This window comes from Streptomyces sp. NBC_00557 (genome assembly GCF_036345995.1).
Classification (GTDB): Bacteria; Actinomycetota; Actinomycetes; order Streptomycetales; family Streptomycetaceae; genus Streptomyces.
This window is the reverse complement of sequence record NZ_CP107796.1, coordinates 4,922,651-4,943,202: the sequence shown is the minus strand read 5'-3', so window position 1 is coordinate 4,943,202 and position 20,552 is coordinate 4,922,651. Positions and strand designations below refer to the sequence as shown.

At 68.5% G+C, this 20,552-nt stretch carries 13 protein-coding genes and 3 rRNA genes; 7 read left to right on the top strand and 9 right to left on the bottom strand.

Annotated elements, in window-relative coordinates:
- Position 1 precedes the first annotated feature (1 nt).
- Together mtrA and mtnA are read right to left on the bottom strand one after the other, a co-directional pair.
- Positions 2 to 691 carry a two-component system response regulator MtrA gene (gene mtrA / locus OG956_RS21545; protein ID WP_191870552.1) on the bottom strand — a complete coding sequence of 230 codons (690 nt, stop codon included), beginning with the start codon at positions 689 to 691 and terminating at the stop codon, positions 2 to 4.
- 163 nt (positions 692 to 854) lie between these two features.
- Positions 855 to 1,997: an S-methyl-5-thioribose-1-phosphate isomerase gene (gene mtnA / locus OG956_RS21540; RefSeq protein WP_330339620.1), complete on the bottom strand. Its 1,143-nt coding sequence runs from the start codon at positions 1,995 to 1,997 to the stop codon at positions 855 to 857.
- Between the two features lie 140 nt (positions 1,998 to 2,137).
- On the opposite strand from mtnA, the gene OG956_RS21535 reads away from it, so the two are divergent.
- From OG956_RS21535 to OG956_RS21515, 5 genes are read left to right on the top strand one after another with little or no spacing between them, the layout of a single operon-like run.
- Positions 2,138 to 3,514, top strand: a complete 1,377-nt coding sequence (locus OG956_RS21535) for a glycerophosphoryl diester phosphodiesterase membrane domain-containing protein (RefSeq protein ID WP_330339619.1) — start codon at positions 2,138 to 2,140, stop codon at positions 3,512 to 3,514.
- Between the two features lie 4 nt (positions 3,515 to 3,518).
- Positions 3,519 to 4,292, top strand: coding sequence for a DUF4129 domain-containing protein (locus OG956_RS21530; protein ID WP_330339618.1), 774 nt, complete (start codon positions 3,519 to 3,521; stop codon positions 4,290 to 4,292).
- Entirely contained in the window at positions 4,289 to 5,485 is a 1,197-nt protein-coding gene (locus OG956_RS21525; protein WP_330339617.1) for a DUF4350 domain-containing protein, read from the top strand. Before OG956_RS21530 ends, OG956_RS21525 begins: the two co-directional genes overlap by 4 nt.
- Positions 5,485 to 6,474 carry an AAA family ATPase gene (locus tag OG956_RS21520; RefSeq protein ID WP_330342907.1) on the top strand — a complete coding sequence of 330 codons (990 nt, stop codon included), beginning with the start codon at positions 5,485 to 5,487 and terminating at the stop codon, positions 6,472 to 6,474. The genes OG956_RS21525 and OG956_RS21520 overlap by 1 nt, the downstream gene beginning before the upstream one ends.
- The gene (locus OG956_RS21515) at positions 6,474 to 7,784 is read left to right on the top strand and encodes a DUF58 domain-containing protein (RefSeq protein WP_330339616.1); all 1,311 of its coding nucleotides are present in this window, start codon (positions 6,474 to 6,476) and stop codon (positions 7,782 to 7,784) included. The genes OG956_RS21520 and OG956_RS21515 overlap by 1 nt, the downstream gene beginning before the upstream one ends.
- A gap of 107 nt (positions 7,785 to 7,891) precedes the next feature.
- Here the strand turns inward: OG956_RS21515 and rrf are convergent.
- The 4 genes from rrf to OG956_RS21495 all read right to left on the bottom strand — a co-directional run bounded on the left by rrf (position 7,892) and on the right by OG956_RS21495 (position 14,618).
- Positions 7,892 to 8,008: ribosomal RNA gene (gene rrf, locus OG956_RS21510) — 5S ribosomal RNA — on the bottom strand.
- 84 nt (positions 8,009 to 8,092) lie between these two features.
- Positions 8,093 to 11,214, bottom strand: a 23S ribosomal RNA gene (locus tag OG956_RS21505).
- A 306-nt stretch (positions 11,215 to 11,520) separates the two neighbouring features.
- Positions 11,521 to 13,047: ribosomal RNA gene (locus OG956_RS21500) — 16S ribosomal RNA — on the bottom strand.
- The 16S, 23S and 5S rRNA genes sit together here, the layout of an rRNA operon.
- 563 nt (positions 13,048 to 13,610) lie before the next feature.
- Positions 13,611 to 14,618, bottom strand: a complete 1,008-nt coding sequence (locus OG956_RS21495; protein ID WP_330339615.1) for a stage II sporulation protein M — start codon at positions 14,616 to 14,618, stop codon at positions 13,611 to 13,613.
- A 143-nt stretch (positions 14,619 to 14,761) separates the two neighbouring features.
- Between OG956_RS21495 and OG956_RS21490 the strand changes: the two genes are divergently transcribed.
- A complete protein-coding gene (locus OG956_RS21490) occupies positions 14,762 to 15,781 on the top strand; it encodes an RDD family protein (RefSeq protein WP_330339614.1) in 1,020 nt (339 codons plus the stop codon).
- Between the two features lie 119 nt (positions 15,782 to 15,900).
- Here the strand turns inward: OG956_RS21490 and OG956_RS21485 are convergent, their stop codons facing one another.
- Together OG956_RS21485 and ahcY are read right to left on the bottom strand one after the other, a co-directional pair.
- The gene (locus tag OG956_RS21485; protein ID WP_330339613.1) at positions 15,901 to 16,515 is read right to left on the bottom strand and encodes a hypothetical protein; all 615 of its coding nucleotides are present in this window, start codon (positions 16,513 to 16,515) and stop codon (positions 15,901 to 15,903) included.
- A gap of 251 nt (positions 16,516 to 16,766) precedes the next feature.
- On the bottom strand, positions 16,767 to 18,224 hold the full coding sequence (gene ahcY / locus OG956_RS21480; protein ID WP_330339612.1) for an adenosylhomocysteinase: 1,458 nt from the start codon (positions 18,222 to 18,224) through the stop codon (positions 16,767 to 16,769).
- A 465-nt stretch (positions 18,225 to 18,689) separates the two neighbouring features.
- Between ahcY and lepB the strand changes: the two genes are divergently transcribed.
- The gene (lepB, locus tag OG956_RS21475) at positions 18,690 to 19,382 is read left to right on the top strand and encodes a signal peptidase I (RefSeq protein ID WP_330339611.1); all 693 of its coding nucleotides are present in this window, start codon (positions 18,690 to 18,692) and stop codon (positions 19,380 to 19,382) included.
- A 16-nt stretch (positions 19,383 to 19,398) separates the two neighbouring features.
- Here the strand turns inward: lepB and OG956_RS21470 are convergent, their stop codons facing one another.
- Positions 19,399 to 20,379, bottom strand: coding sequence for a cation diffusion facilitator family transporter (locus OG956_RS21470; protein ID WP_330339610.1), 981 nt, complete (start codon positions 20,377 to 20,379; stop codon positions 19,399 to 19,401).
- Positions 20,380 to 20,552 lie beyond the last annotated feature (173 nt).

The following is a 20,552-nucleotide window of genomic DNA, read 5'->3' as shown; positions in this document are numbered from 1 at the left end:
GTCAGCTCGGCCCTGCCTTGTAACCGACACCACGGACGGTCACCACGATCTCCGGCCGCTCCGGGTCCTTCTCGACCTTGGAGCGCAGCCGCTGGACGTGCACGTTGACGAGCCGCGTGTCCGCGGCGTGCCGGTAGCCCCACACCTGCTCGAGCAGCACCTCGCGGGTGAACACCTGCCACGGCTTGCGGGCGAGCGCGACCAGCAGGTCGAACTCCAGCGGGGTCAGCGCGATCGACTGCCCGTCCCGCTTCACCGAGTGCCCGGCCACGTCGATGACCAGGTCACCGATGGTCAGCTGTTCCGGCGCGGGCTCCTCGGACCTGCGCAGCCGCGCACGGATCCGGGCGACCAGCTCCTTGGGCTTGAACGGCTTGACGATGTAGTCGTCGGCGCCGGACTCCAGGCCCACGACCACGTCGACGGTGTCGCTCTTGGCCGTGAGCATCACGATCGGCACCCCGGACTCGGCCCGGATCAGCCGGCACACCTCGATGCCGTCCCGTCCGGGCAGCATCAGGTCCAGCAGCACCAGATCGGGCTTGGTCTCGCGGAACGCGGCCAGCGCCTTGTCGCCGTCGGCTACGAAAGACGGCTCAAAACCTTCACCACGCAGCACGATGCCGAGCATCTCGGCCAGTGCGGTGTCGTCGTCGACGACAAGGACTCGTCCCTTCATAAACGACATCATCCCATTCTCATAACAGTGACAGGTGCCCTGGTGAGGGAGGTCACTGGCCGGTGACCTTAGTCGTACCGGGCCGTCACTGTCTGCCCCCGTCCGCCGGCACCGATGCCGGTACCGGATGCCGGCGCCCCGCGGTCCGGGCGTGTCGGCGATCCCCTGCGGCCGGTCAGCCGGCCGCCACCTGCCGGGACCTCGCGCACAGCTCCGCCAATGCCTCGGCCGTCACCGGTGAGACCACTCCCTCCTCGGTGACGATGGCCGTCACCAGCTCGGGCGGCGTCACGTCGAACGCCGGGTTGTACGCCTGCGTCCCCAGGGGCGCCACCGGAATCCCGCCTCCCGCTCCCGCCGCCGCCACCTGCGGCGCCGTGATCTCCGTGACCTCGAAGCCGGGCCGCTGCTCGACCTCGATGGACGCCCCGTCCGGGGTGTCCGGATCGACCGTGGTCACCGGCGCCACCACGATGAAGGGCACATGGTGATACCGCGCCAGCACCGCGAGCGGATAACTCCCCACCTTGTTCGCCACCGAGCCGTCGGCCGCGATCCGGTCGGCCCCGATCAGCACCGCGTCCACCTCCCCCGCCGCGAGCAGCGAGCCCGCCGCGTTGTCGGTGAGCAGGGTGTACGCCATACCGCTGCGGGCCGCTTCGTACGCCGTCAGGCGCGCGCCCTGCAGCAACGGACGCGTCTCGTCCACCCACAGACGCCGCAGCTGCCCCTGACGGTGCGCCGCGAGGGCCACCGCGAAGGCCGTGCCCTCCCCGCCCGACACCAGCGAACCGCTGTTGCAGTGGGTGAGGATCCGGTGTCCGCCGCCCGGCAGCAACTCCTCCAGCAGCGCCAGCCCGTGCGCCGCCATCCGCCGGCTCGCCTCGGCGTCCTCCTGGTGCAGCGCCCGCGCCGCGGCCAGCGCCGCCGTCGCCGCCTCGGTCGGATCGCCGGTCCGCGCCAGCGCCGCCTCGTGCGCGGCCCGGGCCCGGCGCACGCCGACGGACAGGTTCACCGCCGTGGGCCGCGCCCCCTCGAGCAGGCGGGCCGCCTCGGCCACGTCGAAGCCGCGCGCGGCGGCGAGCGCGACGCCGTACGCACCCGCGATGCCCAGCAACGGCGCCCCGCGCACGGCCAGCGAACGGATCGCCTCCACCAGCGCGGACGCGTCCGTGCACACCAGCTCGACCTCCTCGGCCGGCAGCCGTGTCTGATCGAGAAGGACCAGCACGGGGCCTTCGGGCGGTTCCTCCCATCGGATCGCAGGTATCTCGGTCGGCCGTTTGTCACCGTCGGTTCGCGCCTGCTGATCAGCCATGCGGTCAGTCTGCCCCGGATCCGGCGAACAATTGAAGGCATCCAGCGCCCACCGCGGCCGGTCCGCCGATGACCACCCCATGGCACGATGGCTGCCAACCTGCCGCCGCGACCGCGGACGGGCACCGAGAAGGAGCTTCGATGACAGACACTCCGGGCTGGGCCTCGCCCGGAACCGCCCCGTCGAACGAGGGGCGGGAACCCGGCACGTCCGGTCCCGCCGAGCCTGCCGACCGCCCCGGCGACACCGCCCCCGCACCGCAGCAGGACCCGCACGCGCAGGGCCCGGGTGTGAAGTGGTCCAAGGAGCAGCCGCCGCCCGGCCAGTGGTCCGCGCCCACCGGTGCCCCCAGCCCTCAGCAGGCCCCGCCTCCTCCGCCGCCCGGCCCGGGCTGGACCGGACAGCCGCACGGCCAGGCAGGCCACGGCGGCTACGCGGGCCCGCAGGGCGGCTACGGCGGCCCGCCCCCCGGCTACGGTGCCCCCGGCGGCTACGGAGCCTGGGGCGGCGGCTGGGGCGGCCCCCCGCCCGCGGCCAAGCCCGGCGTCATCCCGCTGCGCCCGCTCGCCGTCGGTGAGATCCTCGACGGCGCCGTCTCCACCATGCGCACCCACTGGCGCACGGTGCTCGGCATCTCGCTGGCGGTCGCCCTCCTCCTCGACACCAGCACCGTCCTGCTGCAGGGCCTCGTCCTGAACGACACCGCCGTCCAGTCGACCCTCAAGGACCCCGGCGCCAGCCCGGACGAGGTATTCCGCGCCCTGCGCGAGATGATGATCGGCACCGGGATCGTCTCGGTGATCCGCGCGGTCGCCGTCATCATCGCCACCGCCCTGCTCACGACCATCACCAGCCGAGCCGTCCTCGGCAGAGCGGTCGGCGCCCGCGAGGCCTGGCGCGAGTCCCGGCCGCAGATTCCGAGACTCTTCGGCCTGCTCATCCTGCTGGCCCTGATCTTCACCGGCATCGCCGTCGGCGGCGCGCTGCCCGGCATCGTCCTGCTGGTCGCGGGCAGCACCGCCGGCGGAGCCGCCCTGCTCGTCCTGGGCCTCCTCGCGGCCGCCGTCGTCGTGGTCTGGCTGGGCATCCGCTTCTACCTGGCCGCGCCCGCCCTGATGCTGGAGCGGCAGGGCGTGGTGAAGTCCATGAGGCGGTCCGCGAAGCTCGTCCGCGGCTCCTGGTGGCGCACCTTCGGCATCGTGCTGCTCACCCTGCTCCTCACCGGCATGGTCTCGGCGGTCATCACCATCCCGTTCACCGCCTTCGGGGCCGCCGTCAGCGGCGACGGCATGAACAGCCTGCTCACCGCCGGTGGCGGCCACACCAGCTGGGCCACCCTGATCATCCAGGGCATCGGCGCCCTGATCGGCACCACGCTCACCCTCCCGATCAGCGCGGGCGTCACCGTGCTCCTCTACATCGACCAGCGCATCCGGCGCGAGGCCCTCGACCTCGAACTGGCCCGCGCCGCCGGCGTCCACGGCACCGCCGGACCCGGTGCCGTCCAGGGGAGCTGATGCGGTGAGTTCCACGGGGGGAGTGCTCACGGCGGCGGGCCCGGCCGGCGCCGACGGCGCGGCCGTACGCGGCCTGCTGCGCGCGGCGGACGCCATCCTGAGCGCGGCTGGCCCGTCTCCGGGGCCGCCGGTGACCCTCCCGCGCGATCCCGCGCGGGAGGCGGCACGCCGCGAGCTGTCCAAGCGGATGTACCACGAGAACGATCCGGGGCTGTTCCAGCGTGCGCTGGACGCTTTCTGGGACTGGCTCGACCGGCTGTTCGGATCGGCCGCCTCGGCGACTCCCGGCGGCACGGTCGGCCTGGTCGTCGTCATCCTGTTCGTCGTGGCCGTCCTGGCCGCCCTGTGGTGGCGCCTGGGCACTCCGCGCCGGCAGCCCTCCTCCACCGCCGCCACCCTGTTCGACGACCGTCCCCGCAGCGCCGCCGAACACCGCGCGACCGCCGAGGCACACGCGGCCCAGGGCCACTGGAACCAGGCCGTGCAGGAACGCATGCGCGCCATCGTCCGCTCTCTGGAGGAACGCACCCTGCTCGACGTCCGCCCGGGCCGCACCGCCGACGAAGCGGCCGCCGAAGCCGGCAGGAGCCTGCCCGCACACACCGACCGGCTGCGCGCCGCGGCCCGCGAGTTCGACGCCGTGACATACGGCGGACGCAGGGCCACCGAGGAGTCGTACCACCGCATCACCGAACTCGACCGCGACCTGGAACGCGCCAGGCCCGCCCACAGCACCGCCGGCACGGCCCACAGCACCCGCCAGGGGGCCGCCCAGTGACCGCAGAGGCCACGCTGCCGACGACGTCCACCGCACCCACCGTCCGCCAGGTGTGGACCCGCGAGCGAGGCATCGCGCTCGCCGCCGCGCTGATCCTGGCGGCGGCCGTCGTCATGGCGGTCGTCCGCTCCACCGACCGGCACGGCGAACTCGACCCGCGCTCCGCCGACCCCTACGGCAGCCGCGCCGTCGCCCAACTCCTCGCCGACCGGGGCATCTCCACACGCGTGGTCACCACCCTGGGCGCCGCACGCGCCGCCGCCGGACCGGACACCACTCTTCTCGTCGCCGTACCCGACCTGCTGACCGCCCGCCAACAGGACCGGCTGCGCCAGGCCACGGCCCACTCCGGCGGACGCACCGTGCTCGTCGCGCCCGGCAGCCCGTCCGTCGAGCGACTCGCCCCCGGAGTCACCGCGGACCCCGCCACCAGCACGAACACCACACTGGACCCCGGCTGCGCCCTGCCCGAGGCCCGGCGCGCGGGCAGCGCCGACACCGGCGGCACCCGCTACACCACCACCCACCTCGACGCCGACGCCTGCTACCCCAGCGCCCGCCTCGCCACCCTGCTGCGCATCCCCCAGACCTCCGGGGGCGGCGACACCGTCGTGCTCGGCGCGCCCGACATCCTCTTCAACGACCGCCTCGACAAGCAGGGCAACGCCTCGCTCGCCCTTCAACTCCTCGGCTCCCGCCCCCATCTGGTCTGGTACCTCCCCTCGCTCTCCGACACCTCGGCCACCGGCGACGGCGACCGCAAGACCTTCCTCGACCTCATCCCCTCGGGCTGGCTCTGGGGCGCCCTGCAGCTCTTCGTCGCAGCCGCCCTCGCCGCCTTCTGGCGGGCGCGCCGCTTCGGCCCCCTCGTCCCCGAGAAACTCCCCGTCGCGATCCGCGCCTCCGAGACCACCGAAGGCCGCGCCCGCCTCTACCGCCAGGCAGACGCCCGCGACCGCGCCGCCGCCGCTCTCCGCTCCACCACCCGCACTCGCCTCGCCCCCCTCGTCGGCGTCCCCGTCACCCAGGCGCATTCGCCCGAGACCCTGCTCCCCGCCCTGTCCGCCCACCTCACCGGCGGCCAACAGGCCCTGCACTCCCTCCTCTTCGGACCGCCGCCCGGCGACGACGCGGCCCTCATCGCACTCACCGACCAACTCGACGCCCTCGAAAGAGAGGTACGCCGTCCATGATGGACCCGACCACTGACAACGCCGGGAACACCGGGGACGCGGGCACCGCCCGGGCCTCCCTGGAAGCCCTGCGCGCCGAGATCGCCAAAGCCGTGGTCGGCCAGGACCCCGCCGTGACCGGCCTCGTCGTCGCCCTCCTGTGCCGCGGACACGTCCTCCTCGAAGGAGTCCCCGGCGTCGCCAAGACGCTGCTGGTCCGCGCCCTCGCATCCGCCCTCGAACTCGACACCAAACGCGTCCAGTTCACCCCCGACCTGATGCCGAGCGACGTCACCGGCTCACTCGTCTACGACACCCGCACCGCCGAGTTCTCCTTCCAGGAAGGCCCGGTCTTCACCAACCTCCTCCTCGCGGACGAAATCAACCGCACCCCGCCCAAGACACAGTCATCCCTGCTCGAAGCCATGGAGGAACGCCAGGTCACGGTCGACGGCACGCCACGCCCGCTCCCGGAACCGTTCCTGGTCGCGGCCACCCAGAACCCGGTCGAGTACGAGGGCACCTACCCCCTCCCCGAAGCCCAACTCGACCGGTTCCTGCTCAAACTGACGATCCCTCTGCCCTCGCGGCAGGACGAGATCGACGTCCTCACCCGCCACGCCTCGGGCTTCAACCCACGCGACCTGCGCGCCGCCGGCGTACGCCCCGTCGCGAACGCCGCCGATCTCGAGGCCGCCCGCGCCGCCGTCGCCAAGACGACCGTCTCCCCGGAGATCACCGCCTACGTCGTCGACATCTGCCGCGCCACCCGGGAGTCGCCCTCCCTCACCCTCGGCGTATCTCCCCGCGGCGCCACCGCCCTGCTGGCCACCTCGCGCGCCTGGGCCTGGCTCACGGGCCGCGACTACGTCATCCCCGACGACGTCAAGGCCCTCGCCCTGCCCACCCTGCGCCACCGGGTCCAGCTGCGCCCCGAGGCCGAGATGGAAGGCGTGACGGCGGACTCCGTCATCAACGCCGTCCTCTCCCACGTCCCGGTCCCCCGCTGATGGCACTCACCGGACGCGCCGCTCTCCTCGCGGCCCTCGGCTCCCTGCCCGTCGGCATCCTGGACCCCGGCTGGACGGGCCTCCTCGCGGTCAACGGCTCCCTGGCCCTCGCCTGCGCCTGCGACTACGCGCTCGCCGCCCCCGTACGCCGGCTCGTCCTGTCCCGGTCCGGCGACACATCCACCCGTCTCGGCGACACCGCCGACGTCACACTCACCATCACCAACCCCTCCCGTCGTCTTCTGCGGGCCCGGCTGAGGGACGCCTGGCCGCCCAGCAGCTGGCAGCCCGGCACCGAGATCGCGGCTTCCCGTCACCGGCTGACCGTCCCCCCGGGCGAACGCCGGCGTGTGACGACGAGGCTGCGGCCCACCCGCCGCGGCGACCGCCAGGCCGACCGGGTGACGATCCGCTCCTACGGTCCCCTCGGCCTGTTCTCCCGCCAGGGCTCCCACAGAGTGCCGTGGTCGGTACGGGTACTGCCCCCGTTCACCAGCCGAAAGCATCTACCGTCGAAACTCGCCCGACTGCGCGAACTCGACGGCCGCACCAGCGTGCTGACACGCGGGGAGGGGACGGAGTTCGACAGCCTCCGGGAGTACGTCCCCGGCGACGACACCCGCTCGATCGACTGGCGAGCCACGGCCCGTCACTCCAGCGTGGCCGTCCGCACGTGGCGCCCGGAACGGGACCGGCACATCCTGCTCGTCCTCGACACCGGCCGCACCTCGGCCGGCCGGGTGGGCGACGCCCCACGCCTGGACGCATCCATGGACGCGGCACTCCTCCTCGCGGCCCTGGCGTCCCGCGCCGGCGACCGCGTGGCGCTCCTGGCGTACGACCGCCGAGTCCGCGCCCTGGTGCAGGGCCGCTCCGCAGGAGACGTACTGCCGGGCCTGGTGAACGCGATGGCCACGCTGGAACCGGAACTCGTCGAGACGGACGCCCGCGGCCTCAGCGCGGCGGCTCTGCGTACGGCTCCTCGCCGCTCCCTGATCGTCCTGCTCACAACGCTCGACGCCGCGCCGGTGGAGCAGGGCCTGCTCCCGGTGCTGCCCCAGCTCACTCAGCGACACACCCTTCTGGTCGCCTCGGTGGCCGATCCGCACATCGCACGCATGGCTGAGGCGCGGGGCAACGCTGAGGCGGTGTACGAGGCCGCAGCGGCGGCTCAGGCGCAGGAGGAGCGCCGACACACCGCCGAGCAGCTACGACGGCATGGGGTGACGGTCGTGGACGCGACACCGGAGGATTTGGCGCCGGCACTGGCGGATGCGTATCTCGCACTGAAAGCGGCGGGCCGGCTCTGAGCGGCGCCGGCCCAGCCGCTCTTCGGGGAATGTGTGCCCTGGGATAACGAAGTGTCTTGAAACGCAGAAAGGCCCACGCCGTGCGGCGTGGGCCTTCCCCAAGAATTGTTCGGCGGCGTCCTACTCTCCCACAGGGTCCCCCCTGCAGTACCATCGGCGCTGTAAGGCTTAGCTTCCGGGTTCGGAATGTAACCGGGCGTTTCCCTCACGCTATGACCACCGAAACACTATGAAACTGACAACCGAACCATGCGTGGCACATGGGGCTGTTCGTGGTTTCAGAACCAACACAGTGGACGCGAGCAACTGAGGACAAGCCCTCGGCCTATTAGTACCGGTCACCTCCACACGTTACCGTGCTTCCAGATCCGGCCTATCAACCCAGTCGTCTACTGGGAGCCTTACCCCATCAAGTGGGTGGGAGTCCTGATCTCGAAGCAGGCTTCCCGCTTAGATGCTTTCAGCGGTTATCCCTCCCGAACGTAGCCAACCAGCCATGCCCTTGGCAGAACAACTGGCACACCAGAGGTTCGTCCGTCCCGGTCCTCTCGTACTAGGGACAGCCCTTCTCAAGACTCCTACGCGCACAGCGGATAGGGACCGAACTGTCTCACGACGTTCTAAACCCAGCTCGCGTACCGCTTTAATGGGCGAACAGCCCAACCCTTGGGACCGACTCCAGCCCCAGGATGCGACGAGCCGACATCGAGGTGCCAAACCATCCCGTCGATATGGACTCTTGGGGAAGATCAGCCTGTTATCCCCGGGGTACCTTTTATCCGTTGAGCGACGGCGCTTCCACAAGCCACCGCCGGATCACTAGTCCCGACTTTCGTCCCTGCTCGACCCGTCGGTCTCACAGTCAAGCTCCCTTGTGCACTTACACTCAACACCTGATTGCCAACCAGGCTGAGGGAACCTTTGGGCGCCTCCGTTACCCTTTAGGAGGCAACCGCCCCAGTTAAACTACCCATCAGACACTGTCCCTGATCCGGATCACGGACCCAGGTTAGACATCCAGCACGACCAGACTGGTATTTCAACGACGACTCCACACACACTGGCGTGCATGCTTCACAGTCTCCCAGCTATCCTACACAAGCCGAACCGAACACCAATATCAAACTGTAGTAAAGGTCCCGGGGTCTTTCCGTCCTGCTGCGCGAAACGAGCATCTTTACTCGTAGTGCAATTTCACCGGGCCTATGGTTGAGACAGTCGAGAAGTCGTTACGCCATTCGTGCAGGTCGGAACTTACCCGACAAGGAATTTCGCTACCTTAGGATGGTTATAGTTACCACCGCCGTTTACTGGCGCTTAAGTTCTCAGCTTCGCCCACCCGAAAGTGAGCTAACCGGTCCCCTTAACGTTCCAGCACCGGGCAGGCGTCAGTCCGTATACATCGCCTTACGGCTTCGCACGGACCTGTGTTTTTAGTAAACAGTCGCTTCTCGCTGGTCTCTGCGGCCACCCCCAGCTCACGGTGCAAGACCGATCACCAGGACTGGCCCCCCTTCTCCCGAAGTTACGGGGGCATTTTGCCGAGTTCCTTAACCATAGTTCACCCGAACGCCTCGGTATTCTCTACCTGACCACCTGAGTCGGTTTAGGGTACGGGCCGCCATGAAACTCGCTAGAGGCTTTTCTCGACAGCATAGGATCATCCACTTCACCACAATCGGCTCGGCATCAGGTCTCAGACACATGCAGGGCGGATTTGCCTACCCTGCGTCCTACACCCTTACCCCGGGACAACCACCGCCCGGGATGGACTACCTTCCTGCGTCACCCCATCACTCACCTACTACCAGCTCGGGTCACCGGCTCCACCACTCCGAGACACGTCAAAGACGCGCCCCGGCGGCTTCACGGGCTTAGCATCACTGGATTCGATGTTTGACGCTTCACAGCGGGTACCGGAATATCAACCGGTTATCCATCGACTACGCCTGTCGGCCTCGCCTTAGGTCCCGACTTACCCTGGGCAGATCAGCTTGACCCAGGAACCCTTAGTCAATCGGCGCAAACGTTTCTCACGTTTGTATCGCTACTCATGCCTGCATTCTCACTCGTCAACCGTCCACAACTACCTTCCGGTGCTGCTTCACCCGGCAGACGACGCTCCCCTACCCATCCGTGCACCCGTTAGGGCTATATGCACGAATGACACGACTTCGGCGGTACGCTTGAGCCCCGCTACATTGTCGGCGCGGAATCACTTGACCAGTGAGCTATTACGCACTCTTTCAAGGGTGGCTGCTTCTAAGCCAACCTCCTGGTTGTCTGTGCGACTCCACATCCTTTCCCACTTAGCGTACGCTTAGGGGCCTTAGTCGATGCTCTGGGCTGTTTCCCTCTCGACCATGGAGCTTATCCCCCACAGTCTCACTGCCGCGCTCTCACTTACCGGCATTCGGAGTTTGGCTAAGGTCAGTAACCCGGTAGGGCCCATCGCCTATCCAGTGCTCTACCTCCGGCAAGAAACACACGACGCTGCACCTAAATGCATTTCGGGGAGAACCAGCTATCACGGAGTTTGATTGGCCTTTCACCCCTAACCACAGGTCATCCCCCAGGTTTTCAACCCTGGTGGGTTCGGTCCTCCACGAAGTCTTACCTCCGCTTCAACCTGCCCATGGCTAGATCACTCCGCTTCGGGTCTTGAGCGTGCTACTACAGCGCCCTGTTCGGACTCGCTTTCGCTACGGCTTCCCCACCCGGGTTAACCTCGCAACACACCGCAAACTCGCAGGCTCATTCTTCAAAAGGCACGCAGTCACGAGATACAGCAAGCTGCATCCGACGCTCCCACGGCTTGTAGGCACACGGTTTCAGGTACTATTTCACTCCCCTCCCGGGGTACTTTTCACCATTCCCTCACGGTACTATCCGCTATCGGTCACCAGGGAATATTTAGGCTTAGCGGGTGGTCCCGCCAGATTCACACGGGATTTCTCGGGCCCCGTGCTACTTGGGTGTCTCTCAAACGAGCCGCTGACGTTTCGACTACGGGGGTCTTACCCTCTACGCCGGACCTTTCGCATGTCCTTCGCCTACATCAACGGTTTCTGACTCGTCCTGTCGCCGGCAGACGACAGAAGAGAGATCCCACAACCCCGCATACGCAACCCCTGCCGGGTCTCACACGCATACGGTTTGGCCTCATCCGGTTTCGCTCGCCACTACTCCCGGAATCACGGTTGTTTTCTCTTCCTGCGGGTACTGAGATGTTTCACTTCCCCGCGTTCCCTCCACATACCCTATGTGTTCAGGTATGGGTGACAGCCCATGACGACTGCCGGGTTTCCCCATTCGGAAACCCCCGGATCAAAGCCTGGTTGACGACTCCCCGGGGACTATCGCGGCCTCCCACGTCCTTCATCGGTTCCTGGTGCCAAGGCATCCACCGTGCGCCCTTAAAAACTTGGCCACAGATGCTCGCGTCCACTGTGCAGTTCTCAAACAACGACCAGCCACCCACCACCCCGAACCAACCGGTTCGAGTTCACTGGGGCCGGCGACTGAGGAGAAGTTCATTCCCTCAGACACCCAACAGCGTGCCCGACCAGCCCCCGTCCGAAGATCGTGCGTTCCACGCCCTTACGAGCAGTACTAGCAGCCTCCGACCCGAGACCCTGGCCGAATAGTCAACGTTCCACCCATGAGCAACCAGCATCAGACGTTCGCTGATGTACTGGCCTCTGACCGAGCGAACCCGGTAAGAAGTGCTCCTTAGAAAGGAGGTGATCCAGCCGCACCTTCCGGTACGGCTACCTTGTTACGACTTCGTCCCAATCGCCAGTCCCACCTTCGACAGCTCCCTCCCACAAGGGGTTGGGCCACCGGCTTCGGGTGTTACCGACTTTCGTGACGTGACGGGCGGTGTGTACAAGGCCCGGGAACGTATTCACCGCAGCAATGCTGATCTGCGATTACTAGCGACTCCGACTTCATGGGGTCGAGTTGCAGACCCCAATCCGAACTGAGACCGGCTTTTTGAGATTCGCTCCACCTCACGGTATCGCAGCTCTTTGTACCGGCCATTGTAGCACGTGTGCAGCCCAAGACATAAGGGGCATGATGACTTGACGTCGTCCCCACCTTCCTCCGAGTTGACCCCGGCGGTCTCCCGTGAGTCCCCAGCACCACAAGGGCCTGCTGGCAACACGGGACAAGGGTTGCGCTCGTTGCGGGACTTAACCCAACATCTCACGACACGAGCTGACGACAGCCATGCACCACCTGTACACCGACCACAAGGGGGACCCTGTCTCCAGGGTTTTCCGGTGTATGTCAAGCCTTGGTAAGGTTCTTCGCGTTGCGTCGAATTAAGCCACATGCTCCGCCGCTTGTGCGGGCCCCCGTCAATTCCTTTGAGTTTTAGCCTTGCGGCCGTACTCCCCAGGCGGGGCACTTAATGCGTTAGCTGCGGCACGGACAACGTGGAATGTTGCCCACACCTAGTGCCCACCGTTTACGGCGTGGACTACCAGGGTATCTAATCCTGTTCGCTCCCCACGCTTTCGCTCCTCAGCGTCAGTATCGGCCCAGAGATCCGCCTTCGCCACCGGTGTTCCTCCTGATATCTGCGCATTTCACCGCTACACCAGGAATTCCGATCTCCCCTACCGAACTCTAGCCTGCCCGTATCGACTGCAGACCCGGGGTTAAGCCCCGGGCTTTCACAACCGACGCGACAAGCCGCCTACGAGCTCTTTACGCCCAATAATTCCGGACAACGCTTGCGCCCTACGTATTACCGCGGCTGCTGGCACGTAGTTAGCCGGCGCTTCTTCTGCAGGTACCGTCACTTTCGCTTCTTCCCTGCTGAAAGAGGTTTACAACCCGAAGGCCGTCATCCCTCACGCGGCGTCGCTGCATCAGGCTTGCGCCCATTGTGCAATATTCCCCACTGCTGCCTCCCGTAGGAGTCTGGGCCGTGTCTCAGTCCCAGTGTGGCCGGTCGCCCTCTCAGGCCGGCTACCCGTCGTCGCCTTGGTGAGCCGTTACCTCACCAACAAGCTGATAGGCCGCGGGCTCATCCTGCACCGCCGGAGCTTTCCAGAATCACCGATGCCGGTGAAACTCGTATCCGGTATTAGACCCCGTTTCCAGGGCTTGTCCCAGAGTGCAGGGCAGATTGCCCACGTGTTACTCACCCGTTCGCCACTAATCCCCTCCCGAAGGAGGTTCATCGTTCGACTTGCATGTGTTAAGCACGCCGCCAGCGTTCGTCCTGAGCCAGGATCAAACTCTCCGTGAATGCTTCCCCGTGATCGGGGCGACACATCACGAGAGCGGAACAGTCAGGCGGAATAAGCCCGACCGTTCACAGCGTCCTCGCTGTGTTTTTTCAAAGGAACCTCGCCACCGGAACAATCCAGTAGACGGGGTATCAACATATCTGGCGTTGACTTTTGGCACGCTGTTGAGTTCTCAAGGAACGGTCGCTTCCTTCGTACTCACCCTCTCGGGCTTTCCTCCGGGCGCTTCCCTTCGGTGTTTCCGACTCTATCAGATCTTTCCGATCCGATTTCCTCGGCGCTTTCCAGGTTCCCGCGTTTGTTTCGCGGTTTCCTTTCCGGCGGATCCGACTTTATCAGAAGTTTTTGACCGGTCAGACCGGCCGCTCATTTCTGAGTAATCGGGAGGCGCTTCTCCGAGATGTCGCTCACGACACTCTCTGGAAGCTCGTAGAGTCTAGCTGCGACCTGTGAACCTGTCCAGTTCCAGGCAACTGTTTGAATCTACCTCCCCGCGCCACCCGTGTCAACGGGTCTTGCGGGGCGAAGAGGAGACTAGCAGCTCACAGGGCTGGAACGCACATCACGCGGCGGCGGGGACCGACGCGCTGCGGTCCGTCGCCTCGAGATCGCCGGTCTCACCTGCGCGGACCGCTCGGCCGCCGAGGACGTAGACGTACGCCAGGAAGAGCACCTCGGCCAGGGCGCCGATCCCGATGCGGGCCCACGTGGGCAGGCCCGACGGCGTGACGAAGCCTTCGATGGCGCCGGAGACGAGAAGGACCAGAGCGAGGCCGATCGCCATGCCGACCGCCGCGCGCCCCTCCTCCGCGAGCGCGGTGCGCCGGGTACGGGGGCCGGGGTCTATGACGGTCCAGCCCAGGCGCAGTCCCGTACCGGCGGCGACGAAGACGGCGGTCAGCTCCAGCAGGCCGTGCGGAAGGACCAGCCCCAGAAAGGTGTCGAGCCGGCCGGCGGAGGACATCAGGCCGATGCCGACGCCCAGATTCAGCATGTTCTCGAAAAGGATCCACAGGACGGGCAGGCCGAGAAAGACGCCCAGGACCAGGCACATCGCGGCGGCCTGGGCATTGTTCGTCCACACCTGGGCGGCGAAGGCCGCCGCGGGGTGGCTGGAGTAGTACGTCTCGTACTCGCCACCGGGCCGGGTCAGCTCACGCAGCTGGCTGGGCGCCGCGATCGACGCCTGTACGTCCGGGTGGGTGCCGATCCACCAGCCCAGGAGGATCGCGATGGCCGTGGAGACCAGTGCCGTGGGTACCCACCAGTGGCGGGCGCGGTAGACGGCGGCGGGGAAGCCCTGGCCCAGGAAGCGTGTGACGTCACGCCATGAGGCGCGGCGGGTGCCGGTGACGGCACTACGCGCGCGTGCCACGAGTTGGCTGAGCCGACCCGTCAGCTGAGGGTCCGGGGCGCTGGACTGGATGAGGGACAGATGAGTGGCGGTGCGCTGGTAGAGGGCGACGAGTTCGTCGGCTTCGGCCCCGTTGAGTCGGCGCCGGCGGCTGAGCAGGGCGTCGAGGCGGTCCCATTCGGCTCGGTGTACGGCGACGAAGACGTCCAGGTCCATCGGGTCTGCCTGCTCCTCGGCTGGTCGCCGACTGCTCGTGGCGGGTGGTCTCGATCGCGGTCAGCTTGTAGTACTGCGACGCGATGCGCTCACAGCTTGGCAGACTTGCCCTTCCGGGGGCAGATCAAGAGAGGACGGCGGGCGTGAGTGAGCTGGTGACCGGCGAGGCGGTGGCGCTCGAACTGCGGCCGGCGAAGCTGCCGAGCAGGGCCCTGGCTGTGCTGCTCGATCTGGCGGTGGCCGTGATCGCGTACGTCGTCGTCAGCATCGTTGTGGTGGTGTCGACCGCGTCGCTGGACGAGGCCGCGCAGACGGCGCTGTCGATCGCGACGTTTCTGTTGGTGCTGGTGGGCGGGCCGATCGCGGTGGAAACCCTCAGCCATGGGCGTTCGCTGGGGAAGCTGGCCCTCGGGCTGCGGGTGGTGCGCGACGACGGCGGCCCCATCCGGTTCCGGCACGCGCTGGTGCGGGGAGCGATCGGCGTGGTCGAGATCCTGCTGACGTTCGGCGTGATCGCCTGCATCGCCTCGCTGCTGTCGGCGAGAGGCCGGCGGCTCGGAGACGTGTTCGCGGGCACCCTGGTGGTGCGCGAGCGGATACCGGCCGGCCGGGCCGGCGTCGTCGCGCCCTCGCCCGCCTGGCTGGCGGGGCGGTTCGCGGAGCTGGACCTGTCGGCGGTGCCGGACGGGCTGTGGCTCGCGGTCCGGCAGTACCTGACCCGGATGGGGCAGCTCGACCCGCAGGTCTCCATGGCGATGGCGCAGCGGCTGGCGGCCGACCTGGCCGCGCGCACGGGCGCCCCGGTGCCGCCGGATCTGCCGGCGGCCGCCTTCCTGGCCGCGGTCGTGCACGAACGGCAGTCGCGTGAGGCACGGCAGGCGTACGGCACCGGTGGCTACGCCCCGCCGACGGCCGCGCCCGGCACACCGGCCGTGTATCAGCCTCCCGTCTCGGCGCATCCGCCCTCCGCTCACCAACCCCCTTCTTCTCAGCCACCGGCTCCCGCGGCGGGCGATCCGGCGCACTCCGCACAGCCGGGCCGGCCGCAGGACCGGGCCCGGCAGCCGCAGAACCCGCTGGCGCCGTCGCCGGTGCCTCCCCGGCCTGAGCAGGGCGGGCCGCCTGCCGACCGGCCGGCCACCGGTTTCGTACCACCGGCGTAGAGGCACGGAGCGGTTCCGCCAGGCCCTCGGCCGGCGGCCGGGCCGGCGCGGAGCCGGCCGGTCCGACCGGTCGCCGGTACTGATCCGGCGAACCCCGTCTTCTCTGCGTCCCCCGGCGATCAGTCGAACGTCGACGGTGGTGACTCCAGGTCCTCCAGCTCGATTCCGGGGGCGGCGAGGACGACGTCGCCGGCGATGTGGACGGCGTTCCGTTCGCCGGTGTCCAGGGCTGTGACCTGGTATTCGTCCACGATCAGGGGGCCGTTGTCAGTGGCGTGTGCTTCGCTGTTCACCAAGGCCCAGGACTGGTCCACGGTGCGGGGGGCGAGGACCGGGTCGGTGAAGGCGACCAGCCGTACGCGGGTCGCGTCGGACGAGGGGGTGAGGCGCAGGAGCCGGGCGGTGGCGACGAGGAACGCGGGGGACGTGCCGGTGAAGGCGTGGGCGCGCACATTGCCTTCGGTGGCATGGGTGCCGGTGGGGTCGGTACGGACCCAGGTGACGCCGTCGAGGGCGGCGCCGCGCACCTGCCACTCCCCCGCGTGGAGTTCGAGGCGGATGGGGCGGCCCAGGTCGTCCAGGGCGAGATCGACCGAGCCGCGCTGAGCGCCGGCGGGATCGGTCAGCCGGGAGACATAGCGCCAGCCGGACGGGCCGGGGGCGCACTGGAAGTGTTCTTCACCGAGGGGGGTGTGATCGTGCGGATCGTGGAGCGAATAGCGGCCGCGGGGCATGGGGGTCCTGGGGCTTGACGGGCTGAGGGTCCGGCCGGGCTTCCGGTGGTCCGTGCAGTTCGGGCTTCCGGTCGTCCGTGCGGGTCCGGACTTCCGGTGGTCCCGTGCGGTTCCGGCGGGACCCGTCAACGGGGCAGGCCCCCGGCACGGGGGTGCGGGGGCCTGCCTCGGGGGTCTGCTGCCGGGGAGCGCGGCGGTGCACCGGTGCGCTCCCCGGTGGGCGGGACCAGGGACTCGCCGGAGTCGCCGGCTCAGTAGCGGTAGTGGTCCGGCTTGTACGGGCCGTCGACGTCGACGCCGATGTACGCCGCCTGCTCCGGGCGCAGCCGGGTGAGCTTGACGCCCAGGGCGTCCAGGTGGAGGCGGGCGACCTTCTCGTCCAGGTGCTTGGGCAGCACATAGACACCGATCGGGTACGCGTCGGGCTTGGTGAACAGCTCGATCTGGGCCAGCGTCTGGTCCGCGAAGGAGTTGGACATCACGAACGACGGGTGACCGGTGGCGTTGCCCAGGTTCAGCAGGCGCCCCTCGGACAGCACGATGATCTTCTTGCCGTCCGGGAAGGTCCAGGTGTGCACCTGCGGCTTGACCTCGTCCTTGACGATGCCGGGGACCTTGGCCAGGCCCGCCATGTCGATCTCGTTGTCGAAGTGGCCGATGTTGCCGACGATCGCCTGGTGCTTCATCCTCGCCATGTCCGAGGCCAGGATGATGTCCTTGTTGCCGGTGGTGGTGATGAAGATGTCCGCGGTCTCCACGACCTCGTCCAGGGTGGTCACCTGGTAGCCGTCCATCGCCGCCTGCAGCGCGCAGATCGGGTCGATCTCGGTGATGATCACCCGCGCGCCCTGGCCGCGCAGCGACTCCGCGCAGCCCTTGCCCACATCGCCGTACCCGCACACGACGGCGGTCTTGCCGCCGATCAGCACGTCGGTGGCCCGGTTGATGCCGTCCACCAGGGAGTGCCGGCAGCCGTACTTGTTGTCGAACTTCGACTTCGTCACCGAGTCGTTGACGTTGATCGCCGGGAAGAGCAGGGTGCCCTCGCGCTGCATCTCGTACAGGCGGTGGACACCGGTCGTGGTCTCCTCCGTCACACCGCGGATCTCCGAGGCCAGCTGGGTCCACTTCTGGGGGTTCTCGCCCAGGGTGCGGTGCAGCAGCTGGAGGATGACGCGGTGCTCGTCGGACTCGGCGGTGTCCAGAGCGGGGACCTCACCGGCCTTCTCGTACTCGACGCCCTTGTGGACGAGGAGGGTGGCGTCGCCGCCGTCGTCCAGGATCATGTTCGGGCCGCCGGTGGGGCTGTCCGGCCAGGTCAGCGCCTGCTCGGTGCACCACCAGTACTCCTCCAGGGTCTCGCCCTTCCAGGCGAAGACCGGGACGCCCTGCGGGTTGTCGGGCGTGCCGTCCGGGCCGACGGCGATGGCGGCGGCCGCGTGGTCCTGGGTGGAGAAGATGTTGCAGGAGGCCCAGCGGACCCGGGCGCCGAGGGCGACCAGGGTTTCGATGAGGACGGCGGTCTGCACGGTCATGTGCAGGGAGCCGGTGATGCGGGCGCCGGCGAGGGGCTGGGCCTCGGCGTACTCCTTGCGGATCGCCATCAGGCCGGGCATCTCGTGCTCGGCGAGGCTGATCTCCTTGCGGCCGAACTCGGCCAGCGAGAGGTCGGCGACCTTGAAGTCCTGTCGGTTGTCGACAGTCGTCATTGCGAGCTGCTCCTCGGTATTCGGGTCGAGGTGGGTACGGCTGGTCTGCGCGGCGGCGGACACACGAGTGCCCGAGAAGAGGACACTGGCATGCCCACGTACGCGCAGCGCAGTCCGTCGGAGGCCCTCTCTCCCTCGGTCGGTCCGTACGGGACCGCCCGACCGCCATCAGCAGCGACGTCTGGCTCCGTCCCAAGCTACACCGGACGGCCCGGTCGGCCCCAGTCCGCCTCCGGCCGGTTCCGGCCGCCCGGGAGACGGTTTCGGGGTGCGGTGCGGGGGCGGGAGCCGCGCGGACAAGGGTGCGGACGGCACCGCACGGCGGCTCGCGGACCAGGGTGAGCGGCGGCTTTGGCGGCTTTGCGCGGGGGGCGGGTGTGCCTGGCCGGGAGGCTCGCGTGCGGTGGGTGGGCGGCCGGGGGCTATTCTTCGCGCCCTTGGCGGAAAGCATGGGGAGGGCGCGGTATGGCGGGCAGAGGGCGGGGACGGGGGCTGGGGATCTCGGCGCTCGTGGTGGGGCTGCTGGGGCTGGTGCTGGGGATCGGCGCCTTCGCCTACGGGCGGGCTGCGTACGGGGCCTCGAGCGTGGGCGGCGACAGCATGCGCCCGTCGTACGGGCGGGGTGACCGGGTCGTCTGGGAGCGCGTCGACGGGAGCGAGGTCCGGCGCGGTGACGTCGTGGTGTTCACACCGCCGGAGTCCTACGGGGTGGGCGCACCTCTCATGAAGCGGGTCGTCGGCGTGGGCGGGGACCGGGTGAGGTGCTGCACGCTCGTGGGCGGGCGGGAGCGGGTGACCGTGAACGGCAAGCCGGTCGAGGAGCCGTACGTATACGGCGGTGACGCCGACGGCACGCACACGCCGTACGACGTGAAGGTGCCGCAGGGGCGGCTGTTCCTCCTCGGCGACTACCGCGCGAACTCCCAGGACTCGCGTTTCCACCTCGACGAGCAGGGCGGGACGGTGTCCGCGGACGCGGTGCGCGGCCGGGTGACGGACGACCGCACGGGTCCGGCGCTGCTGGGGACGGCCCTGCTCCTCGGTGGCGTGCTGGTCCTCGTCGGCCTCGGCTTGGGGATCGGCTTTCTCGCCGTACGGCGGCGGAAGGCGCCGCCGGTGCAGCCGGTGCCCTGGCCGGCGCCGCCGATGGGGAGCTGAGGGAGCCGAAAGGCCCTCAGTGTCCGGCCGCGTGGGGGTTCGGGCCGCCCGGGGTGGCCTCCGGGTCCGGGCCCTTGGCGGCCTCGGCCTCGCTGTAGATGTCGGGTTCCAGGTAGATGACCCGGGCTATGGGCACGGCGGCGCGGATGCGGGCCTCGGCGGCGTCGATGGCGCTCGCGACCTCGGCGGCCGTGTCGTCGTGCCGGACGGCGATCTTGGCGGCGATCAGCAGCTCCTCGGGGCCGAGGTGCAGCGTGCGCATGTGGATGACGCGGGTGACGGTGTCGCCGTCGATCATCGCCGTCTCGATCTGCTTGACCACGTCGGCGCCGGCGGCCTCGCCGAGCAGCAGGGACTTGGTCTCCGCGGCCAGCACCAGGGCGATGCCGACGAGCAGGACGCCGATGCAGACCGTGCCGATGCCGTCCCAGACGCCGTCTCCGGTGAGCACGGCGAGACCGACGCCGAACAGGGCCAGGACGAGGCCGATCAGCGCGCCGAAGTCCTCCAGCAGGACGACGGGCAGCTCGGGTGCCTTGGCGCGGCGGATGAACTGCGCCCAGGACAGGCTGCCGCGCAGCTCGCTCGACTCCTTGATGGCCGTGCGGAAGGAGAAGCCCTCGGCGATGACCGCGAAGACCAGCACGCCGACCGGCCAGTACCAGTGCTCCAGTTCGTGCGGGTGGCTGATCTTCTCGTAGCCCTCGTAGACGGCGAACATGCCGCCGATGGAGAACAGGACGATGGACACCAGGAAGGCGTAGATGAAGCGCTCGCGGCCGTAGCCGAAGGGGTGCTGCGGGGTGGCTTCGCGCTCGGCGCGCTTGCCGCCGACGAGCAGCAGGAACTGGTTGCCGGAGTCGGCGAGCGAGTGGACGCCCTCGGCGAGCATCGAGGAGGAGCCGCTGAACGCGAACGCCACGAACTTCGACGCCGCGATCGCGAGGTTGGCCCCCAGTGCCGCCACGATCGCCCTGGTACCGCCTGACGCGCTCATGTGTTCGCGTTGTCCCTTCGCCTCTCAAGCCTTCGGGGCTTTGCCCGGCCTTTGCCGGTGGGCCATTCTTGCAGCCCGGCCGGGCATCGCCGCGTCAGGTATCCACAACCCCGGTCATACGATCACACCGCCTGATATCCACAGCCGGATGTCCACAGCCGGACACCACGAGC